The sequence below is a fragment of the Roseococcus sp. SYP-B2431 genome (assembly GCF_004336745.1).
Lineage (GTDB): Bacteria > Pseudomonadota > Alphaproteobacteria > Acetobacterales > Acetobacteraceae > Roseococcus.
The window spans coordinates 120,647-140,262 of the sequence record NZ_SJXD01000030.1 but is presented as its reverse complement, the minus strand read 5'-3'; the positions used below and the strand labels follow the sequence as shown (position 1 = coordinate 140,262).

General features: G+C 70.6%; 18 protein-coding genes and 1 tRNA gene. 5 read left to right on the top strand and 14 right to left on the bottom strand.

Annotated features, from left to right (window positions below; translation table 11 throughout):
* Positions 1 to 64: 64 nt before the first annotated feature.
* Complete coding sequence (locus tag EJV46_RS21880) at positions 65 to 910, bottom strand: MoxR family ATPase (RefSeq protein WP_131550856.1); 846 nt, start codon at positions 908 to 910, stop codon at positions 65 to 67.
* Positions 911 to 995: 85 nt separating this feature from the next.
* On the opposite strand from EJV46_RS21880, the gene EJV46_RS21875 reads away from it, so the two are divergent.
* A complete protein-coding gene (locus EJV46_RS21875; RefSeq protein WP_131550855.1) occupies positions 996 to 1,328 on the top strand; it encodes a hypothetical protein in 333 nt (110 codons plus the stop codon).
* Positions 1,329 to 1,390: 62 nt separating this feature from the next.
* Here the strand turns inward: EJV46_RS21875 and EJV46_RS21870 are convergent, their stop codons facing one another.
* From EJV46_RS21870 to EJV46_RS21855, 4 genes are all read right to left on the bottom strand, one after another.
* A complete protein-coding gene (locus tag EJV46_RS21870) occupies positions 1,391 to 1,873 on the bottom strand; it encodes an RNA pyrophosphohydrolase (protein WP_131550854.1) in 483 nt (160 codons plus the stop codon).
* Complete coding sequence (locus EJV46_RS21865) at positions 1,870 to 2,934, bottom strand: divergent polysaccharide deacetylase family protein (RefSeq protein WP_131550853.1); 1,065 nt, start codon at positions 2,932 to 2,934, stop codon at positions 1,870 to 1,872. The genes EJV46_RS21870 and EJV46_RS21865 overlap by 4 nt, the downstream gene beginning before the upstream one ends.
* 12 nt (positions 2,935 to 2,946) lie before the next feature.
* On the bottom strand, positions 2,947 to 4,338 hold the full coding sequence (locus EJV46_RS21860; protein ID WP_131550852.1) for a S41 family peptidase: 1,392 nt from the start codon (positions 4,336 to 4,338) through the stop codon (positions 2,947 to 2,949).
* Between the two features lie 182 nt (positions 4,339 to 4,520).
* The gene (locus EJV46_RS21855; protein ID WP_131550851.1) at positions 4,521 to 5,108 is read right to left on the bottom strand and encodes a NeuD/PglB/VioB family sugar acetyltransferase; all 588 of its coding nucleotides are present in this window, start codon (positions 5,106 to 5,108) and stop codon (positions 4,521 to 4,523) included.
* A gap of 54 nt (positions 5,109 to 5,162) precedes the next feature.
* On the opposite strand from EJV46_RS21855, the gene EJV46_RS21850 reads away from it, so the two are divergent.
* Complete coding sequence (locus EJV46_RS21850) at positions 5,163 to 6,710, top strand: serine hydrolase (protein ID WP_165585679.1); 1,548 nt, start codon at positions 5,163 to 5,165, stop codon at positions 6,708 to 6,710.
* Between the two features lie 364 nt (positions 6,711 to 7,074).
* Here EJV46_RS21850 and EJV46_RS21845 read toward each other — a convergent pair whose 3' ends face one another.
* Positions 7,075 to 7,314, bottom strand: a complete 240-nt coding sequence (locus EJV46_RS21845) for a hypothetical protein (protein ID WP_131550849.1) — start codon at positions 7,312 to 7,314, stop codon at positions 7,075 to 7,077.
* A gap of 497 nt (positions 7,315 to 7,811) precedes the next feature.
* Here EJV46_RS21845 and EJV46_RS21840 point away from each other — a divergent pair, with 497 nt between their 5' ends.
* Positions 7,812 to 8,042, top strand: coding sequence for a hypothetical protein (locus EJV46_RS21840; RefSeq protein WP_131550848.1), 231 nt, complete (start codon positions 7,812 to 7,814; stop codon positions 8,040 to 8,042).
* 907 nt (positions 8,043 to 8,949) lie between these two features.
* Here the strand turns inward: EJV46_RS21840 and EJV46_RS21835 are convergent.
* Positions 8,950 to 9,026, bottom strand: a tRNA-Arg gene (locus EJV46_RS21835).
* 106 nt (positions 9,027 to 9,132) lie between these two features.
* On the opposite strand from EJV46_RS21835, the gene EJV46_RS21830 reads away from it, so the two are divergent.
* Complete coding sequence (locus EJV46_RS21830) at positions 9,133 to 11,883, top strand: ATP-dependent DNA helicase (RefSeq protein ID WP_131550847.1); 2,751 nt, start codon at positions 9,133 to 9,135, stop codon at positions 11,881 to 11,883.
* 76 nt (positions 11,884 to 11,959) lie between these two features.
* On the opposite strand, the gene EJV46_RS21825 is transcribed toward EJV46_RS21830, so the two are convergent.
* Positions 11,960 to 12,703, bottom strand: a complete 744-nt coding sequence (locus EJV46_RS21825; protein WP_240782696.1) for an LOG family protein — start codon at positions 12,701 to 12,703, stop codon at positions 11,960 to 11,962.
* A 380-nt stretch (positions 12,704 to 13,083) separates the two neighbouring features.
* On the opposite strand from EJV46_RS21825, the gene EJV46_RS21820 reads away from it, so the two are divergent.
* A complete protein-coding gene (locus tag EJV46_RS21820; protein WP_131550846.1) occupies positions 13,084 to 14,814 on the top strand; it encodes a gamma-glutamyltransferase family protein in 1,731 nt (576 codons plus the stop codon).
* A gap of 7 nt (positions 14,815 to 14,821) precedes the next feature.
* On the opposite strand, the gene EJV46_RS23375 is transcribed toward EJV46_RS21820, so the two are convergent.
* The 6 genes from EJV46_RS23375 to EJV46_RS21795 all read right to left on the bottom strand — a co-directional run bounded on the left by EJV46_RS23375 (position 14,822) and on the right by EJV46_RS21795 (position 19,559).
* Positions 14,822 to 15,016: an ArsC/Spx/MgsR family protein gene (locus EJV46_RS23375; RefSeq protein WP_240782695.1), complete on the bottom strand. Its 195-nt coding sequence runs from the start codon at positions 15,014 to 15,016 to the stop codon at positions 14,822 to 14,824.
* 5 nt (positions 15,017 to 15,021) lie between these two features.
* Positions 15,022 to 15,168, bottom strand: coding sequence for a hypothetical protein (locus EJV46_RS23370; RefSeq protein WP_240782694.1), 147 nt, complete (start codon positions 15,166 to 15,168; stop codon positions 15,022 to 15,024).
* A gap of 18 nt (positions 15,169 to 15,186) precedes the next feature.
* Positions 15,187 to 16,152: a tripartite tricarboxylate transporter substrate binding protein gene (locus EJV46_RS21810; RefSeq protein ID WP_165585678.1), complete on the bottom strand. Its 966-nt coding sequence runs from the start codon at positions 16,150 to 16,152 to the stop codon at positions 15,187 to 15,189.
* A 139-nt stretch (positions 16,153 to 16,291) separates the two neighbouring features.
* Positions 16,292 to 17,452 carry an amidohydrolase family protein gene (locus EJV46_RS21805; RefSeq protein ID WP_240782693.1) on the bottom strand — a complete coding sequence of 387 codons (1,161 nt, stop codon included), beginning with the start codon at positions 17,450 to 17,452 and terminating at the stop codon, positions 16,292 to 16,294.
* On the bottom strand, positions 17,449 to 18,387 hold the full coding sequence (locus EJV46_RS21800; RefSeq protein ID WP_131550844.1) for a threonine dehydratase: 939 nt from the start codon (positions 18,385 to 18,387) through the stop codon (positions 17,449 to 17,451). Before EJV46_RS21800 ends, EJV46_RS21805 begins: the two co-directional genes overlap by 4 nt.
* A gap of 212 nt (positions 18,388 to 18,599) precedes the next feature.
* Entirely contained in the window at positions 18,600 to 19,559 is a 960-nt protein-coding gene (locus EJV46_RS21795) for a TIM44-like domain-containing protein (protein ID WP_131550843.1), read from the bottom strand.
* Positions 19,560 to 19,616 lie beyond the last annotated feature (57 nt).

Genomic DNA, 19,616 nt, shown 5'->3' with positions numbered 1-19,616 from the left:
AGCCATGGCGTGAATCGGCCCGCAAAAGAAGCGATGAGGCATTTCCTGCGCATGCCGAAATTCCTCATCGCCGCGCGCGATTCAGGAAGGCCAGCCGCTCGAAGAGATGCACGTCCTGCTCGTTCTTCAGCAGCGCGCCGTAGAGCGGCGGGATCGCGACCTTCGCGTCGCTCGTCCGCAGCGCCTCGGCCGGCATGTCCTCGATCATCAGCAGCTTCAGCCAGTCCAGCAGCTCCGAGGTCGCGGGCTTCTTCTTCAGCTCGCCGACCTCGCGGATCTGGAAGAACACGTTCAGCGCCTCGCGCGCCAGGTCCGCGCGCAGGTCCGGATAGTGGCTGTGCAGGATGCGCTCCATCGTCTCCCGGTCGGGGAAGCGGATGAAGTGGAAGAAGCAGCGGCGCAGGAAGGCGTCCGGCAGCTCCTTCTCGTTGTTCGAGGTGATGATGACGATGGGGCGCTGCCGCGCCACGATCGTCTCCCGCGTCTCGTAGACGTGGAACTGCATGCGGTCGAGCTCGAGCAGCAGGTCGTTGGGGAACTCGATGTCGGCCTTGTCGATCTCGTCGATCAGCAGCACGACCGGCGTGTCCGAGGTGAAGGCCTCCCAGAGCTTCCCGCGGATGATGTAGTTGGACACGTCGCGCACCCGCTCGTCGCCGAGCTGGCCGTCGCGCAGGCGGCTCACCGCGTCGTATTCGTAGAGCCCCTGCTGCGCTTTGGTGGTCGACTTGATGTGCCATTCGATCAGCGGCAGGCCGAGGCTGCGGGCGATCTCCTGGGCCAGCACCGTCTTGCCCGTGCCGGGCTCGCCCTTCACCAGCAGCGGGCGCTGGAGGGCCACGGCGGCGTTGACGGCCACCTCCAGCTCGCGGGGGGCGATGTAGCGTTCAGTGCTGGCGAATTTCTTCACGCGGGGTCCTTTCGGGTGGCGGCCTGAGTGTTCGCCCGAGCGGGCGGCCTTCGCAAGTGCGGTGCGGTCGGGCACAAGCCTGGGGATGAACCTCTACTTCCTCGCGATGCTGTGCCTGGGGGCGGCCGGGATGATCGAGAACCGGTGCAGCACGCCGGGGCTGCGGCCGGAACACCCGCCGGCCGACCGCGCCTTCCGGCTGCTCGGGAGGTTCTCCTTCGGCATGTGGCTGGCGCTGATCGTCTTCGGCTTCTGGAAGCTGGACTGGCTGCAGCCCGTGGTGGCGATCGTGGGCTCGCTCGCGGCCAATGCGCTGGTGGTGGCCAATGGCGTGCGGACCTGGTGGCCGGCGGCCTCCATGGGACTGGCGCTGCTGGGGCTAGGGATGGCGAGCAAGCTGTTCTTCGAGGCTTTCTAGCTGCCCTCGGTCGCCGGGCGCGGCCTCTGGCCGCCGTGCGGCCGGATTCTCGGAAGGCCGTCCTACCCCTTTGCGAAGGGCGCAAAATCCTGCGCCAGCCGCTCATAGATCTCGCGCTTGAACGCCACGGCCATGGCCGGGAGTTCCGACAGAAGCGCCCAGCGCCAGGCGTCGAATTCCGGATGCGGGTCGAGGTCCAGGCGGATATCGGCATCCGTCCCGGTGAAGCGCAGGGCGAACCATTTCTGGGTCTGCCCCCGGAATTTCCCGCCCAGCGCCTTGCCGAGCAATTCCGGCGGAAGGTCGTAGTTCAGCCACTCCGGATGCTCGGCGAGGATCTCGGCCTTGGCGGTGCCGACCTCCTCCTCCAGCTCGCGCAGAACGGCCACCCGCAGGTCCTCGCCCGGGTCGACGCCGCCCTGGGGCAGCTGCCAGCCGCCGGCCGCACCCTCGGCATTGGGCATGTCGGCGCGGCGCGCGACGAGGATCAGCCCCTCCGCATTGAACAGGACGGCGCCGACATTCGGCCGGTAGGGCAGCTTCATCGAGAGGCGGTCTCCGCGCGGTTCGCGCCCTGCGGGCGGCTCGCCTCCGCGCCGCGCGGGCGACTCATCACCGCCGTCACCGGCGCGAGCACGACGCTGCGCATCTCGATCCCCGCGGCCCAGGCCGAGATGCGCTCCAGCGCGACGGGCGTCACCTCGCCGAGATAGCCGAGCGCGGCGCCGCGCGACCGGGCCACGCGCTCCAGCTGCGCCAGCCGGGCATCGATTTCGCCGCGCGTGGCGGGATCGTCTACCACCACGTCGACGCTGCGGCCCCAGGCGCGCTCCGGGTTGCCGGCGCCGGGGCGCGGATCGAAATAGAGCAGCCCCCGGTCGGCCAGCGCGATCTGCATCCGCGAGAAAGGCTCGGCCAGGGCCGCGAATCGCTCGCCGCGCAGGGCGCCCATCCCGCCCACGGCGCCGACATGGCCGGGGTAGCGCGCCAGCAGCCAGTCCAGCCGCTGGGCATTCTCCGCCCATGGTAGACCGGTCAGCAGCGCGCGGTTGCCCGGATCGTTCATCGGGAAGCCTGCGGGCTCCATGGGGATGGCGAGCAGCGTCTCGAAGCCGCGGCGCCGCGCGCGCTCGATGAGCGGGTCGGGCCGGGCGGCATAGGGGTTGAAGGCCAGCGCCACGGTGAGCGGCAGCGTGTCGATCGCCTGCTCCGACAGCGCATTGGACAGACCGATCCCGCCCAGGATCAGCGCCACGCGCGGCCGCGTCTCGTCGCGGTTGAAATCGCGCGCATAGGCGCGCAGCGGCATCAGCCCGTCCGGCCCGATCTTCGGCAGGACACCCGCGGCGCTGCCCTCGATGAGGTTCGGATCGATGTAGCGCTGCAGCCCGGACGGCAGCCGCGTCTGCAAGGCGCTCCAGGCGATGGCGGGCGCGGCCTCGACCGGCGCGGGCGGCTCGTCGGCGGCGGCCGCCACGGGCGCGCTGTCCGGCGGCCCGAGCGCGGCGAGCCGCAGGGCTCCCCCGCCGAAGCCCAGGATCACCAGGATCCAGAAGACGCCGAGCCAGCGCCAGCCGTGACTCCGGCGAACAGGATCGTCGGTCACGGCGTCACAGGATCAGCGCTGCGCCCGGCGCTGGGGCTGCGACGCCATGGAGCGGACCAGCGCGATGCCCTGCTGGAGCTGGAAGTCCGTCTCCGGTTTGGTGAGGTCGAGCGCCGGGAAGCCCTCGGGGGGCTGGCGCTGCACACGATCCGTGACGGCGGCCGGCAGGTTCAGCGGCGGCAGCGGCACGGCGCCGTTCTGCGCCTCGGTGCCCTCGGCCCGCAGCGCGCGGCGCAGATCGGCCTCACGCTCGCGGGAGGGCGGCGTGGCGGCCGCGGCCGTTTGCGGATCCTGCCGCGCGGGGCGAACCTCGATGTCCGGCTCGATGCCGGTGGACTGGATGGAACGGCCGGAGGGCGTGTAGTAGCGCGCCGTCGTCAGCCGGATGGCGCCGTTGTTGCCGCCCAGCGGCATCACCGTCTGGACCGAGCCCTTGCCGAAGCTGCGCGTGCCGATGACCACGGCGCGGCGATGGTCCTGCAGGGCGCCGGCCACGATCTCGCTGGCCGAGGCGCTGCCGCCATTCACCAGCACCACGATCGGCAGGCCGCCGGTGATGTCGCCGGCGCGGGCGTTCCAGCGCTGGGCGTCCTCCGGACGGCGGGCGCGGGTGGAGACGATCTCGCCCTGCTCCAGCAGGTCGTCGGCCACCTGGACCGCCTGGTCGAGCAGGCCGCCCGGGTTGTTGCGCAGATCGAGGACGACGCCCTTGAGGTTGTTGCCCGACTGCTGGCGCATCGCCGTCATGGCGCGGCGCAGGTTGGTGTCGGTCTGCTCGTTGAAGGAGGTGACGCGGATATAGGCCACGTCGTTCCCCTCCAGCCGGTAGCGCACCACCTGCGGGCGGATCACGTCGCGCGTGATGGAGATCTCGATGGGGCGCTGCTCGCCCTCCCGGCGGATGGTGAGGCGGATCGCGGTGCCGCGCTCGCCGCGCATCTGCTCGACCGCTTCCTGCAAGGTCAGGCCCTGGGTGCTGGTGCCGTTCAGCATCGTGATGAAGTCGCCGGGCTTCACGCCGGCGCGGGCGGCGGGCGTCTCGTCGATCGGCGAGATCACGCGGATATAGCCGTTCTCCTGCGTCACCTCGATGCCGAGGCCGCCGAACTCGCCACGCGTCTGCACCTGCATGTCGCGGAAGTTGCGCGGGTTGAGGTAGGCGCTGTGCGGATCCAGCCCCGTCAGCATGCCGTTGACGGCGTTCTCGACCAGGTCGCGGTCCTGCACGGGCTCGACATATTCGGCGCGGACGCGCGCGAAGACGTCACCGAAGAGCTGCAGAAGCCGATAGGTTTCGGCACGGCCGCCATCCGCCTGCGCGAAGGCGGCGACCTGCGGGCCGATGATGATGCCAGCCGCGAAGGCGCCCACGACGGCGGCGGTGGTCCCGACCTTGAGCTTCATGCGAACAGCCTCATTCCTACGATTCCATACGCCTTTCCCGCCGGCTGGGCCATGCGGGACGCCGACCGGCCAACGGCGCGCCCCGCAATGCTACACCATTGCCACAGGAAAAGCTTAACCCTTCCTCTACCCACCGGAACATAGGGGCCGAAAAAGGCCGCGTCGGAAGCTGCAAATATTTGTCACAACAAGATTCTCGCCGGCACGCCTGCAACGCGTGAAAAGGCGTCCACATCCGTAACGACGGAAGCTCCGGCGCCGATCACGGCACCTTCTCCCACCCGGATATTGGGCGCGACCACCGCCCCCGCCCCGACCAGCGCCCGCGCCCCGATCCGGACGCCGCCGCAAAGCACCGCGCCGGGGGCGACATGGGCCCCCTCGCCCAGCTCCACATCGTGCTCGACGATGGCGCCGGTGTTCACCAGGGCCAGCCGCCCGATCCGCGCCTGGGCCCCGAGCACGGCCCGCGGCATGACCACGGCCCCTTCGGCGAGCCCGGCGCTGCGGGCGCGGACCGCGGAGGGGTGCAGCAGGGTGGGCAAGGGCGCGCGCAGGCGCCCGGCCGCGGCCAGGCGCGCCGCGTTGTCGCCGAGCGCGACCAGCACGGGTCCGCCGCCATGCGCGGCCTCGCCCCGCACCGGCAGGCCGAGAACGTCCGGCAGGGAGCCCCTTCCGTCAAGGAAGCCCGCCACCTCGAAGCCCGCATCCAGCGCGGCCTCGCAGACGGCGCGGCCATGGCCGCCGGCGCCGAGGATCAGGACCCGCATTCCACCCTCGCCGGATCCGTGTCTAAAATCCTGGGACTGGGGGGATTTCCGCGCATGACCGATCTCGACCTGCTCCGCCTCAACCGGCGCGTGGAGCGCCTGCTCGATCTGCCGGCCGGCGCCCCGGGCGCGACCATCGGCATCGCGCGCGACGGGAAGATGCTGCTGCACCGCTCGGGCGGGCTCGCCTCGATCGAGCTGGGCGTGCCGATCGGGCCCGGCACCGCCTTTCGCATCGCCTCCGTCTCCAAGCAGTTCACCTGTGCCGCCATCCTGCTGCTCGCCCGCGACGGAAAGCTCGCTCCGACCGATTCCGTCCGGAAGCACCTGCCGCATCTGCCGCCCATCCTGGGCAGCATCACGCTCGACCATCTCATGCGCAACACCTCGGGCCTGCGGGACATGCTGGAGCTCAACCGGCTGGGCGGCGTGGATCTCGGCACGCCGCTGACCGAGGCGGAGCTGGACGCGGCCATCGCGCGCCAGGCGACGCTGAACTTCCCGCCCGGCTCGCGCTATCTCTACTCCAACAGCGGTTTCCGCCTGCTGGGCCAGGTGGTGGAGCAGCTGTCGGGCCGGAGCCTCGCGGAATTCCTCGAGGCGCGCATCTTCCGGCCGTTCGGCATGACGCGGACGTGCCACACGCCCCAGCTCGCGGCGCCGGTCCCGGGCCTCGCCACCGGCTACCTGGCCGACGGCGCGGGCGGATTCACCCGCGCCCCGCACGGCTTCCCGCTGGGCGGCGAGGGCGGGCTGGTCTCCTGCGTCGAGGACCTGATGCTCTGGTCGCAGGCCATGGAACGCGGCGCGCTGGGCGGAATCGCGGCGGAGCTGGAGGCGCTGGTGCCATTCCCGAATGGCGAGCCCGGGCGCTATGCGCGCGGCCTCCAGGTGGATGTCTGGCGCGGGCTGCGCAGCGTCAGCCATGGCGGGCTCTGGCCCGGCTACAAGACGGCCTATCTGCGGTTCCCGTCCAAGGGGCTCACCATCGTCGCCATCGCCAACAATGCCGCGCTCGAACCCGCCGTCATGGCCAATCAGGCGGCCGCGGCGGCGCTGGCGGAGGATCCCGACCTGCTGCCCGCGCCGCCGGAGGTGGACCATTCGGCAATGGTCGGAACCTGGCTCTGCCAGGAGGACGGGCTGTCCCTGGATGTCGGGGAAGACGGCGTGGCCCGCATGCATGGCGTTCCCTACGCGCTGGCTCCCACGGCCGACGGCCGGCTCGCGGCGCTGCGGGGCAGCTTTCCCTTCCTGGCCGCGCCCCCGACGAACGGGGTGATGGAGGTGGAGTTCGATGCCGGCTCCCGGCGCCAGTTCCGGCGTGTCGAGCTGGCCGAGACGCCGTCGCTGGACGGCAACTGGGTCTGCACCGAGCTGGGCGCCCGCTGGCAGATTCGCCGCGGCAAGATCCACGCCCGTGGGCCTGTCCGGACATCGGCCTCGGCATGGCACGCCGAGGCGCTGGCACCGCACAACCTGCGCATCCACATCCCCTCGGCGCTCTATCCCGCCTGGGCCGATGCGGTGCTCTCCGCCGACGGGAAGAAGCTGATGGTCAATGCCGGCCGGGCACGCGGGCTGATTTTCGAGCGCCGATGAAGGAATGATGTCCCCGGCGGGATTGGAACCCACGGCCCCCAGATTAGGAATATGCGGGGACGTTCCGACACCGTCCGCCCCCTGGTCGAGCGTGGTGGAGAAAGCCCGGGCCAATGTCGCCGCGATCGCTGACGAGGAGGAGCGGCCGCCTGGCGTGGCGAGTTGGGCCGATCACCCCTGGTTCAGTGAGCCGGCCCTGAGTGAAGCGGAGTGGGCGGAGCCGGCGGCGCAGCAGCCGACCGGTGCGCGGGTGGCGCACGTCGGTTGAGCCTGTTGCTGAACTGGGCCGATTCCACCCCACCTGCAGAGCGCCGGCATATGGCCGCGCCTGACCTCCCCAGATCATCATCCAGGCCACGTCGCGCTAGCGATCCGGAGCCGCGTCTATACTCTTGATGAGGTCCTCCAGCGCATCGCGCCGAAGAAGGACGAGTGTCCGCAGTCGTTCAGACAGGTTCATCGGGATGGGACGCCGCCCCGCGAGCATGGCCCGCAGGCGGCTGCTGTCTCCCAAATCGAGCGCTGCCGTTAGGTCAGCCTGCCAGTGTTCACCAAACAGCGTCTTCCCGAACCGCTTCAATTCCTCCGGTGTCAGATGCACCATGTTTCGCTCTTTGCTCCAAGGCAGCCTGCACCTTCAGGCCGAGAGGAGTCAGGTACCAGCCCCTGCTCCCGAAATCAGCCAGTCCAGCGTTGAACTCCGTCTGAAGCGCCTTGATTGTCGGCCCTGATAGCCGAGGGAAGTAGAATTTCCAGAACTTCTTCTGGGTTATCCATCTAAGCGTATCCTGCCTTCGACAGGAATGTCGCGCAATACCCGCTTAATTTCGCGATCAATCTCGTGCATTCGCTTTTCCTTTCGTCTGATACCGTTTTATTTCCAGAGGTCCTCAATTTAGGAGCTTATATATTTTTGTCAACCTAGTTTATATTTAGGCTAAATCCTCATCTTATTTGCACCCGTAGGCCAGTCTCTTCCAGGCTTCCAGCGCTGTTCGGTGTTGGCGTGCGGTCAAAACGCAAAGCGCCCGCCCTCGCGAGAGGACGGGCGTTTCGTGGTCTAACTCGCGGGGCGTCACGCTCAAGTGCAAGCAGCCGGCTATGATCGTCTATGCCTTTACCCGGACCACCTGCATGCACGATGTCCGCGCATCGCCCCAGGGCGCCGACCTCACCGCGCAGTTGCTCCGCCGCCATTCCGCGCCGATCGCCTGGAACACCGAGTTCGAGCTGCCGAAGTTAGTATGCCTCCAGGAAAGCCTTGTTGCTCCGCCTCCCATCGAGCTCCGAGCTGGCTCCGTTAACGGACCTTCGTTCCTCATCGATGGATAGGCTCCGATCGCTCTCTCATAGGCGAAGCGGCGCGCCTCCGACGGGGACCGCCCAAGCTCTGGAGCGAGCCGGTCGAGCTCGAGCATCCGATCCACGTACCGCGAAATCCATTCCCGCTCCGGTCATGCGGAAAGAACGTCGTATGGGCGCGACGGATAGAAGGGGTCGGCATGACTGGGGCCAGCAGCTGCCCAACGGCACGCGCCTCGCCTCGCGATCAGTGCATCTCCGGCCGTGGGTGTGCCGCCTCATAGGCCTGAACTCGCTGCCCAATCGCTCGGACAGCCATGGCGCTGACTTCCTGACCTGAATGTATGCGCAGGGCCCGCCGGGCCGCCAGAGGCGACGTGGCGCAGGCACAGAGAAGGATGACCATGCCCGTCGCTAGTGCCGCGACGGCGAGGTGCATCAAAGCACCGCCCAGGCGACGGCCGACCAGAACGCGATCACCGGCAACGCCACCCCGCCGAACAACCACGTGATGACGAAGAGCCTCACGGATTTCCCGGGCGTAAGATCGCGGCCGCCGACTGGTCGAGACAGCGAAGACATTAGCTGAACGCCATGGCCAATGCGAATGCGCCCAGTACAACGATGATGGCCGCCACCGGGACGCTCAGCCGCGGCTTCATCACTTCTTTCCGCCCCGAGGCAGCGTCGCGGCCTTCCTGGCGCCTGCGGCGACAGCATCTTGTGGATGCGCGAAGGTGGTCGAGGACCGGAATAGCTCCCGGCCGTTCTCATCACGGAGCACGAAGCCCCACCGGCCATCCCGAGGCTCTGCTTCAGCATGGCTCAGGGGGTTTGAGGCTACCAGAATGGCTGTTGCTCCAGGTCCGCTACGGGTCTCCAACTGATGGGTCCGCAAGATGTGAGGGCCACTTCCGTCATAACTCACTGAAAGAAATGGTGTCCCCGGCGGGATTCGAACCCACGGCCCCCAGATTAGGAATCTGGTGCTCTATCCGGCTGAGCTACGGAGACGACCGCCCTCGCCCATAGCACAGCCGCCCGCCCGAGGCGAAGTCTGGCCTTGTTCGCGTTTCACCCCCAAATACTCCGCATGGCTCCGATTCGCCCGCGCCTTCTGATGCCTGAGGCGCCCGCGCTGGTCGCGTCGCACGGCCGCGCCACCCTGCTCACCCCCGATGGGGAGGTCCTGACCCTCACCGGCTCGCACATTGCCGAGGCGCTGGGCGAATACGCGCCCCCGCTCCTCGTCCATGCCCCCGCCACCGCGCGCCGGCTCGACCTGCCGCGCTTCCTCGATGCGCTGGACCTGCTGGAGCTCTTCGCCTTCGCGCTCCCCGCCCGCCACGCGCCGCCCACGCCGCGCGGCCTGGCCCTGGTGCTCGGCCTCCCGCCGCCGGAGGACGACGAGGCGGCGGCGGCTCTCCTGCCCGAGATCGCCTCCCGCCTGCTCCGCGCCCTCGCCGACGAGGCCAGTGCCCCGTTCGGCCGCGACGCCGCGGCGATGGCCGCGCAGCTCGCGCAGGCGGCCGACTGGCCCTGGGTGCCGAGCGTCCTCGCCGCGCTCGGCCAGCCCGACGCCAGGCCCTCGCGCGACGCCTTCAAGCCCTGGCGCCGCCTGCCCGAATGGGAGGAGACCGCGCCCCCGCCGCCGCCCGCGAGCTTCGAGGTCACCGGCGCCGATGCCCGCCGCCGCCTGGCCGAGATGCTGGGCACCGGCGCCGAGCAGCGCCCGCAGCAGGCCGACTTCGCCTCCGCCGCCGCCGGCGCCTTCGCCCCGCGCGAAGCCGAGGGCGCGCCCCACATGGTCCTGGCTGAGGCCGGCACCGGCACGGGCAAGACGCTGGGCTACATCGCCCCCGCCTCGCTCTGGGCGGAGCGCAACGGGGCGCCGGTCTGGCTCAGCACCTATACGCGCAACCTGCAGCGGCAGATCGACCAGGAGCTGATGCAGCTCTTCCCCGACCCCGAGGAGCGCCGCGCCCGCGTGGCCGTGCGCAAGGGCCGGGAAAACTACCTCTGCCTGCTGAACCTGGACGAAGCGTTGGGCCAGTACGGGCTGCGCCAGATGGCCCTTCCGCTGGCGCTGGTCGCGCGCTGGGCCGGCGCCACGCGCGACGGCGACATCACCGGGGGCGATTTTCCGGGCTGGATCGGCGAGCTGTTTCCGCCCGGCACGCTTTACGGCCTGGGCGACCGGCGCGGCGAATGCATCCGCTCGGCCTGCCAGCACTACAAGAAGTGCTTCGTCGAGCACTCCATCCGGCGCGCGCGGACGGCACGATTGGTGGTCGCGAACCATGCGCTGGTAATGGTGCAGGCCGCGCTCGGCGGCGGCGAGGACGGCAAGCCCACGCGCTATGTCTTCGACGAGGGCCATCACCTTTTCGACGCGGCGGATGGCGCCTTTTCCGCCGCGCTCTCTGGCGTCGAGGCGGCGGAGCTGCGCCGCTGGCTGCTGGGCGCCGAGGGCGGCCGCTCGCGCGCCAAGGGGCTGCGCGCCCGCATCAGCGAGCTCGCCGGCGACATCCCGGAGCTGCTGGAGCCCATGGAGGCCGCGCTGCACGCCGCGCGCTGCCTGCCCGGCGGCGGCTGGTACGGCCGGCTGACGGACGGCTCGCCGCCGCCCGAGGGCGCCACGACCGAGGCCTTCCTCCGCGCCGCGCGCCAGCAGATCCTGGCCCGCGCGCCGGATGACGACGGCATCTACACGCTGGAGGTCGACTTGCATCCGGTGACGGAGGAAGTCGCCGAGACCGGCGCCGAGCTCGCCCGCGCCCTGCGCGCGCTGGAGCAGCCGCTGACCCTCCTGCGCGACCGGCTGGCCGCGAAGCTCGAGACCCCCGAGGGCGAGGACGAGCCGGAGGTCGGCGAGCGCATCCGGCTTGAGACCGCCATGCGCGGCATCGAGCGGCGCGCCCTCATGCCGCTCGCCGCCTGGCGCGGCATGCTGGGCCAGCTCGACGCCCCCGCGCGCGAGGCCGGCACGCGTCCGCTCATGGTGGACTGGCTCCAGCTCGATCGCCGCGACGGGCGCGACGTGGATGCCGGCCTGCACCGCCACTGGCTCGACCCGACCATCCCCTTCGCGCAGACGGTGGCCGCTCCCGCGCATGGCCTGCTCGTCACCTCCGCCACCCTCACCGACGCTGCCAAGCGCGACGACCCCGAGGCCGCCTGGCATGAGGCCGAGGCGCGCAGCGGCGCCCTGCACCTGCCGCTGCCCGCGATCCGCGCCGCGCTGCCCTCGCCCTTCGATTATGCGAGCAATACCCGCACCTATGTCGTGACCGACGTGGACGCCCGGCAGCCCGGTCCGGTGGCCAGCGCGATGCAGCAGCTCTTCCTCGCCTCGGGCGGCGGCGGCCTCGGCCTCTTCACCGCCATCCGGCGGCTGCGCGAGGTGCAGTCGCGCATCGGACAGGCGCTGGAGGCGCGCGGCATCCCGCTCTACGCCCAGCACGTGGATGCAATGGACAACGCCACCCTGGTCGACATCTTCCGGGCGGAGGAGAACTCCTGCCTGCTCGGCACCGATGCGATGCGCGACGGCGTGGACGTGCCCGGCCGCGCGCTGCGCCTGCTGGTCTTCGACCGCGTGCCCTGGCCCCGCCGCACCATCCTGCAGCGCGAGCGCCGGCTGCACCTCTCCGGGGGCGATCCGCAGGGCTATGACGACACCCATGCGCGCCACAAGCTGCGGCAGGCCTTCGGGCGGCTCATCCGCCGGGCGGACGACAGGGGCGTCTTCGTCCTGCTCGACCGCGCCTGCCCCTCGCGCATCCTGGCCGGCCTGCCCGGGGGCGTGACCCCCCAGCGCGTGTCGCTCGCCCAGGCCGTGGCCGGCACAAGGGAGCTGCTGGGCGGGTAGCGCCGGCAGCGTGACTCATGCTCTCGAAGCGATGAGCCAGAGGCTTTGTCGCGAACCCTTGCGAACGGAAAAGCCGCTAAAGATGCGCTTGCAGCCCGCATTCGATGAGCCTCGACCAAACCTCCTCCGCCGTGTCCGCGAAGCGGAAGAGCTCGCATTCGAACCGGTCGACCATGCCGTTCTCGACCAGGGCGTCGAAGTTGATCACCGAGCGCCAATAGGCCTCGTCGAACAGGACGATGCTGACCGGCGGCGCCTTGTCGGTCACCCGCAGGTTGAGCATCTCGAAGAGCTCGTCCAGCGTTCCGAAGCCTCCCGGAAAGACCACCAGCGCATTCGCACGCATCGCGAGGTGCATCTTGCGCATCGCGAAGTAATGGAACTGGAAGGTCAGCTCGGGCGTCGAATAGGGGTTCGGGCCCTGCTCGTGCGGCAGCCTGATGTTGAAGCCGATGCTCGGCGCGCCGGCATCGAAGGCGCCGCGATTGGCCGCCTCCATGAGGCCGGGCCCGCCGCCTGTCGCGATCACGTTGTTGCGGATACCGCCCTCGCCGACGATGAGCGCGCCGCCGCGCTCGGAGGCGATGCGCCCGAAGGCCCGCGTCTGCTCGTACCAGAAGGGCTGCCGGCCCGGCCCGTCTTCCCGGACGCGCGCCGATCCGAACACCACGATGGTGGAGCCGACATGCCAGTTCCGCAGCGCCTCCTCCGCCTTGGCGTATTCGAGCAGGAAGCGCACGCCCCGCATGGAATCGCCGAGGATGAAATCCTGATCGAATGCCGGCAGGCGGTAGCTCGGCAGCGATGTCCTGTCGTCCAAATCAACTCTCCCTTCCAGGTCGGGGCACTATCCCACGGCCGCGCCGCGCTGCCTCCCCTGGACCTCAGCGCCCGCGACGCGTCCGCGTTGCACCGGAGCGGCGACATGCCGGCGCGGCGGGAAACCGGACTCACCGAAGGGCCTTGCCAGCCGGCCCGGCCGGCATAACGCTGCCCAAAGGCGGGGCCGCCTTCACGATCACCTTCCCTGCCGAGCTTTCGGTGCGCCGCCATGGCCGATGCCCGCGTGGGGGCGCGATCCGGCACGCGGGATGGCATGCGGAAGGTCAGGACCGGCCACGCAGCCGCCCGTGTGAACGACGCGGGAATGCCATGACGGACCGCATCACACCGGCCGGGATCAGATGAGGAGACGTGTCGATGAGTGAAGGCGAAACCTACGCCCAGCGGCCCGCCCTGCGGGGCACGCGGCACATGGCCTCGGCGGGGCACTATGCGGCGGCGCATGCCGCCTTCGCGATCCTGGAGGCCGGCGGCAATGCGGTGGATGCGGCGGTGGCGGGCGGCATCACGCTCGGCGTCGTCCAGCCGGACATTGTGAACGTCGCGGGCGTGGCGCCGATCATGATCCGCATGGCGGACGGGGAGATCTGGACCATCGCGGGCCTCGGCCACTGGCCCGCCGCGGCCGATCCCGAGCACTTCGCCCGCGAGTACGGCGGCGCCATCCCCGAGGGCCTCCTGCGCACCGTCGTCCCGGCCGCGCCCGACGCCTGGATCACCGCGCTCAAGCGCTTCGGCACCATGACCTTCGGCGAGGCCGCGCAGCATGCCATCCGCATGGCCGAGGGCTTCCCGGTCTATCCTCTGCTCGCCGGCATGATCGCGGCCAAGCAGGAGAAATACGCGCGCTGGCCCTCCAACGCCGCGATCTTCCTGCCGGAGGGGCGCGCGCCGCGCACCGGCGAACTCTTCATCCAATCCGACCTCGCGCAGTCGCTGCGCTACATGGCCGACGAGGAGGCGGCCGCGCGGCACCGCGGCGCCGATCGCGAGGGCGGGCTCGAGGCCGCGCGCGCGGCCTTCTACGCGGGCGACATCGCGCGGGCGATCGTGAAGTACCACGAGCAGGAGGGCGGCTGGATGACCGCCGCCGATCTCGCCGGCTACCACTCGCCCGTCGAGCGCCCGGTCTCGGTCAGCTTCAACGGCGTGGAGGTCTATACCTGCGGCGTCTGGTGCCAGGGGCCGGTGCTGGGCCAGGCGCTGAACCTGCTCGATCCCGCCGCGCTCAAGGCCATGGGGCACAACAGCCCGGATTACCTCCACACCCTCGTCGAGGCGATCAAGCTCGCCTTCTCCGACCGCGAGGCCTTCTACGGCGATCCGCGCCATGTGGAGGTGCCGCTCGACACGCTGCTGAGCCTCGAATACGGGCGCGCGCGCCGGAAGATGATCGACCCCGCCCGCGCCTGGCCGGACATGCCGCCGCATGGCGATCCCTACGCCGCGCCGCGCGTCCAGGAGGGCCTGCGCCTGCTGGACGGCGTGCCCTCCGGCCCGCCGCGCGACACCTCCTACATCTGCACCGTGGACCGCTGGGGCAACACGGTCTCCGCCACGCCGAGCGACGTCTCCTACGACACGCCCGTCATCCCGGGCACGGGCCTCTGCCCCTCCTCGCGCGGCTCGCAGAACTTCATGGCGGAGGGGCATCCGAGCCGCGTCGCGCCCGGCAAGCGGCCCCGCCTCACGCCCAATCCGGCCATGGCCGTGTCGCCCGGGAAGTACGTGCTGCCCTTCGGCACGCCGGGCGGGGACGTGCAGTCGCAGGCCATGCTGCAGGTGCTGATGAACCTGATGCTCTTCGACATGGACCCGCAGGACGCCGTCGAGCATCCGCGCGTCGCCTCCTACAGCTACCCGGACAGCTTCGAGCCGCATCACTCCTACCCGGGCCGGCTCTGCCTGGAATCGCGCATCCCGCAGGCGACGGGCGAGGAGCTGGCGCGGCGCGGGCACCAGGTGTCGTGGTGGCCCGACCGGATCTGGCGCGCGGGCGCCGTCTGCGCCATCCATGCCGACCTGGAGACGGGCGTGATGACCGGCGGCGCCGATCCGCGGCGGCCGAGCTACGCCGTCGGGTGGTAGCGAGCCGCTACAGGAGCGGCGCGACCGCTTCCTTCGGCCGCGCCAGGACCGTGCCTTTCGGCGCGACGACGATGGGCCGCTCGACCAGGATCGGGTGGCGCACCATGGCGTCCAGAATCTGCCCCTCCACCGCATCGAGCAGGCCGAGCTCCACGGCCAGCTTCTCCTTGGTGCGGAGGATGTCGCGCGGCGTCTTGCCCATGGCCTTCAGCAGCGATGGAGCTGCGGCTGAGTCCATCCGGTCTTGAGGTAATCCACCACCTTCGGCTCATGGCCCGCCTCGCGGATCATCGCCAGCACGTTGCGCGAGGTGCCGCATTTCGGGTTGTGGAAGATGGTGTAGCCGTCGCTCATCGTCGCTGCCCTTGGATCTCAGTCGGCCGTGATGCCGAGACGTTGGACCACGGCCGACCAGGTGTCGATCTCGCGCTGCACGAAGGCCCGGAACTCCTCCGCCGTGCTGCCCACCGGCTCGCTGCCCAGGTCCAGGATGCGGGCGCGCACCTCCGGCACCTGTATCGACGCCGCGACCGCGGCCTGGAGCGCGCGCATCATCGGCTCGGGCGTGCGCGCCGGGGCGAAGACGCCGTTCCAGTCATAGCTGGAGAAGCCCGTGAAGCCGGCTTCGGCGATGGTCGGCAGTTCCGGGAAGGCGGGCGCGCGCGTCTCGCCCGTGGTGGCGACCGCCTTGATGCGCCCTTCGCGGATATGCTGGATCGCCGAGGGAATGAAGGCGAAGTAGCACTGCACATGGCCGGCCATTAGGTCCACCAGGGCCGGCCCGCCGCCGCGATAGGGGACATGCGTCATGTCGAGCCCGGCGCGCTCCTTGAAGATCTCCATCGCCAGGTGCTGCGCCGAGCCGTTGCCCGAGGAGGCGTAGGAGAGCTGGCCCGGGCGCTGCTTCGCATAGGCGATGAACTCGGCCAGCGAGCCCGCCGGCACGGAAGGGTGCAGCGCCAGCGCATTGGCGCCGCGGATGATCTGCGTGACGGGAACCAGATCCTGCAGCACCTTGTAGGGCATGGCGCGGCCGAGGGCCGGGTTCACCGAATGCGACGCGATGTCGACGAGGAAGGTGTAGCCGTCCGCCGCCTCGCGCGCGACGGTCCCGCCGGCGATGAGGCCGGAGGCGCCGGGCTTGCTCTCGATGACGACGGACTGGCCCAGCCGTTCGGTGAGGTGCGGCGAGAGGAGCCGCATGGTCACGTCCGCGCCGCCGCCCGGCGAGGTGCTGAGCACGAAGCGGACGGGTCGGCTGAAGGGCGATTGCGCCCGGGCTTGCGAGGCCAGCGCCAGCGCCGGCACGGAGAGAAGGAACTGCTTGCGGGACAGCATCGCGGAGGCCTCGAGGTTGCGGCCTCTTCCTTTGCCACCAAGCTTATATTCGAAGCAATATTGCGGCGGGGCCGGTTTTCGCCCCATCGCGCTCGATCGGGGCGCTCCTGCGCCTTGTTTGAGCGCGACTGCCAAATCGTCAGGCGATGACCCGCGCCACGCCGTCCCTGGCCACCTCGCGCCCGTTCGACACGACCAGCTTCGGCGGCTTCCGCGTGACCACGGCCTCGGCGAGGCTCTCCGCCTCCACCACGACCAGATCGGCCTGGGCGCCGGCCTCCAGCCCGTAGCCGGCGAAGCCGCAGCCTTTGGCCGCCTCGATGGTGACGGCGGCCAGCGCCCATTCCACCTCCTCGTCGCGCCGCAGCTCGTATTTCAGCCCGACCATCGCGGCGCGGGCGAGCATGTCCGGCGCGTTGTAGGGGTTCCAGGTGTCGCGGATATTGTCGTTGCCGGCGAAGAGCGTGACGCCGAGCTCCCGCGCCCGGCGCAGCGGCGGCGTCGCGCGCGACGGCGGCGCGGAGGTGCAGACCGCCACGCCCGCCTCGGCCAGCATCGCGAGCAGCGCGTCCGCGCGCGGCGCCGGCACGTCGCCCAGCGCGAAGCCATGGCTGATGGTGACGCGCCCCTGCGCGCCGATGGCCCGCGTGCGCTCGGCGATCAGCTCCATGCTGAAGGCGCCCAGCTCGTGCGGCTCGTGCAGGTGGATGTCGACGGGCTTGCCGTGCCGCTCGGCCAGCTTGAACACGATGTCGAGGTGCTTCACCGGATCGCGGTCGATCACCGAGGGATCGAGGCCGCCCACCACGTCGCAGCCCAGCCGCAGCGCCTCTTCCATCCATTCCTCGGCGCCCGGCGTGCGCAGCAGGCCGGATTGCGGGAAGGCGACGAGCTGGATGTCCATCACGCCCCGCAGGGATTCGCGCAGCTCCAGCAGCTTCTCCACATGGCCGAGGCGGCTTTCCTCGTCGACGTCCACATGGCTGCGCAGCCGCGTCGTGCCCGCGGCGAGATGCGCGAGGCACAGCGCGCGTCCCTCGCGCGCAGCGTCCATGCCGAGCGCCTTGCGGACCGCCTTCTCGTTCTCGATGCGGTGGCGCAGCAGCGGGCCGACCTCGTTGCGCCACCAGGGGCGGCCCCAGAGCGTCTTGTCGAGATGGCAGTGGCCCTCGACGAGGCCGGGCAGGAGGATCGCCGCCGCGCCCTCGCGCGTGCTCGGCGTCAGCTTCGCGATGCGGCCCCCGGCGACATGCACATCCACCGGCGCGCCGCCTAGCGGCCGGACGTGCTCGAGGATCACGCCATCACCCAGTCGCGGAAGAGCGGCAGGTCGATGTTGCCGCCGGAGAGGATCACGGCCACGCGCCTGCCGCGCATCTTGCCGCGCTCCTGCATCAGCGCCGCGAAGCCGGCCGCGCCGGCGCCTTCCGCGAGGTTGTGCGTGTCCGTCCAATAGGCGCGCACGGCCTCGCGCACCTCGTCGTCCGTGACGGTCACGATGCGCGCGGCGCCCTGGAGGATCATCTCCAGCGCCTTAGGGTCCGGCACGCGGGTGGCCATGCCGTCGGCCAGCGTATCGGCGGAGTCCGTCTCGACCACCCGACCGGCCGCGAAGCTCCGCGCATAGGCGTCGGCGCCGGTGCTCTGCACGCCGACGATCTGGGTCGAAAGCCCCAGCAGGTCGCGCGCCATGATGCAGCCGCAGATGCCCGAGCCGAGCCCGATCGGCACGTAGAGCGCGTCCAGCGGCGGCGCCGCGCGGAACAGCTCCAGCGCATAGGTGGCGACGCCCTTCACCAGCGCGGGCGCGAAGGAGGGCGCGAAGTCCAGCCCGCGCTCGGCCGCCAGCTGCATGGCGAATTGCCGCGCCACGTCGAAGTCGCGGCCGCGCTCGATCAGCTCCGCGCCCAGCGCGCGCATCGCGGCGTTCTTCTCGAGGCTGTTGCCCTCGGGCACGACGATGGTGACGGGAATGCCGGCCCGCGATCCGGCATAGGCCAGCGACTGGCCGTGATTGCCGCGCGTGGCGCTGATGACGCCCCGGGACTTCAGCGTGTCGAAGAAGGTCAGCCCGCCGCGGACCTTGAACGCGCCCGTGGGCGTGTGGTTCTCGTGCTTGACCCAGACCTCGCAGCCGGCTCGCGCGGAGAGCAGCGGCCAGGCGAACTGGGGCGTGGTGAGGAAGTGCCGGCGGACGAGCTGCTCGGCCGCTTCGAGGTCGGGGAGGGTGAACATTCCCGGAGCGTAGCTTGAGGGGCGCCGCCCCTCAAACTCCCCGCCAGGGCTTTTGGCCCTGAGGCTGCGAAGAACTCCGGCTGCGGAGGATTCTTACGCCTGGAAGGCGACGGGCGCCGCCGATGCCGGTTGCACCGGCAAGTCCGGCAACGCCCCAGGCGCGGAAAGGACCTCCGAAGCCGACCCGCAGGGGTTTTTCAGCAGCCCGCTACTTACGAGGCCTGCTGGATGGCGCTCAGGGTCCAGGGGCCGCCCTGCACGCGCACGAAGGTCCAAAGCTCGGTCGCCATCGTCCGCACGTTCGGGTCGCCCTCGGTCACCGCGCCGGTCTGCTTGTCGCGCGTCACGTCCACGAGGCTGAAGCGCATCGCCACGGTGGCATAGTCGCGCGGCCCCTCGCTCCAGGACTCCGACAGGTCGCCCTGCTCCAGCTTCACGTCGCGCGTCTCGTTCTTCCAGCCGCGCTGCTCGAGCGCCTCGAAGTCGTCGCGGAAGTACTGGACCATCTCCGGCGTCGCGAGGCGCGAGAGGGCATTCGTGTCGCCGCGCGACCAGGCGTTGTTGACCTCGACCAGCGTGCGCTCGAAGGCTTGGAAGTCGGCCGGGCCGATGCCGAGCTCGTCCACCGGGCGGCCGCGGCCCGCGCTGCCGCCGCCCATCATGGCGGGCTGCGGCGGGGCGCCCTCGCGCATCATTGCGTTCGGTACGCCGGCCGGCGCGGCCTGCTGCTGGCGGCGGCGCAGGAAGCCGACCACCAGCGCCACGAGGCCGGCGATGATCGCGACCTGCAGGAGGAAGCCGAGGAGGCCCGCCATGCTGCCCAGGCCGCTGAAGAAGCCGCCGCCGGCCAGCAGGCCGAAGATGCCCGCGCCCAGCAGGCCGGCCATCAGGCCGCCCATGAAGGGATTGCGCGCGAAGAAGCCGCCCTGGCGCGCGGGATTGGCCGCGCCGACGCCCGGCGCGCCCGGACGCGGCGCCGTGGGCTGCTGCATCGTGCGGTCGAACTGGCGCGGCGCGCTCGGCGCCGTCGTGGTGGAGGGCGGGGCGGAATAGGTCCGGCTGCCGCGGCTGCCGGAGGACGACCCGCCACCGGGACGCGCATCGGCCAGGACGGGTGCGAGCGCGAGGCCGGCGGCGGCCAGGAGGGTCAGGAAGCGGGCACTGCGGCGCATGATATCGGCATCTCCCAGAAAATGACGCCCCAGGGGGCAATTCTGTCTTGGATGCAA

What these genes read in the sequence shown, in the direction of transcription:
- EJV46_RS21870 (WP_131550854.1), bottom strand. Translation starts at nt 1,873, where the DNA reads ATGAAGCTGCCCTACCGGCCGAATGTCGGCGCCGTCCTGTTCAATGCG.
- EJV46_RS23375 (WP_240782695.1), bottom strand. Translation starts at nt 15,016, where the DNA reads ATGGGCAAGACGCCGCGCGACATCCTCCGCACCAAGGAGAAGCTGGCC.
- EJV46_RS21845 (WP_131550849.1), bottom strand. Translation starts at nt 7,314, where the DNA reads ATGGTGCATCTGACACCGGAGGAATTGAAGCGGTTCGGGAAGACGCTG.
- EJV46_RS21800 (WP_131550844.1), bottom strand. Translation starts at nt 18,387, where the DNA reads ATGTTCACCCTCCCCGACCTCGAAGCGGCCGAGCAGCTCGTCCGCCGG.
- EJV46_RS21840 (WP_131550848.1), top strand. Translation starts at nt 7,812, where the DNA reads ATGATCGTCTATGCCTTTACCCGGACCACCTGCATGCACGATGTCCGC.
- EJV46_RS21795 (WP_131550843.1), bottom strand. Translation starts at nt 19,559, where the DNA reads ATGCGCCGCAGTGCCCGCTTCCTGACCCTCCTGGCCGCCGCCGGCCTC.
- EJV46_RS23370 (WP_240782694.1), bottom strand. Translation starts at nt 15,168, where the DNA reads ATGAGCGACGGCTACACCATCTTCCACAACCCGAAATGCGGCACCTCG.
- EJV46_RS21855 (WP_131550851.1), bottom strand. Translation starts at nt 5,108, where the DNA reads ATGCGGGTCCTGATCCTCGGCGCCGGCGGCCATGGCCGCGCCGTCTGC.
- EJV46_RS21810 (WP_165585678.1), bottom strand. Translation starts at nt 16,152, where the DNA reads ATGCTGTCCCGCAAGCAGTTCCTTCTCTCCGTGCCGGCGCTGGCGCTG.
- EJV46_RS21830 (WP_131550847.1), top strand. Translation starts at nt 9,133, where the DNA reads ATGCCTGAGGCGCCCGCGCTGGTCGCGTCGCACGGCCGCGCCACCCTG.
- EJV46_RS21850 (WP_165585679.1), top strand. Translation starts at nt 5,163, where the DNA reads ATGACCGATCTCGACCTGCTCCGCCTCAACCGGCGCGTGGAGCGCCTG.
- EJV46_RS21860 (WP_131550852.1), bottom strand. Translation starts at nt 4,338, where the DNA reads ATGAAGCTCAAGGTCGGGACCACCGCCGCCGTCGTGGGCGCCTTCGCG.
- EJV46_RS21820 (WP_131550846.1), top strand. Translation starts at nt 13,084, where the DNA reads ATGAGTGAAGGCGAAACCTACGCCCAGCGGCCCGCCCTGCGGGGCACG.
- EJV46_RS21875 (WP_131550855.1), top strand. Translation starts at nt 996, where the DNA reads ATGAACCTCTACTTCCTCGCGATGCTGTGCCTGGGGGCGGCCGGGATG.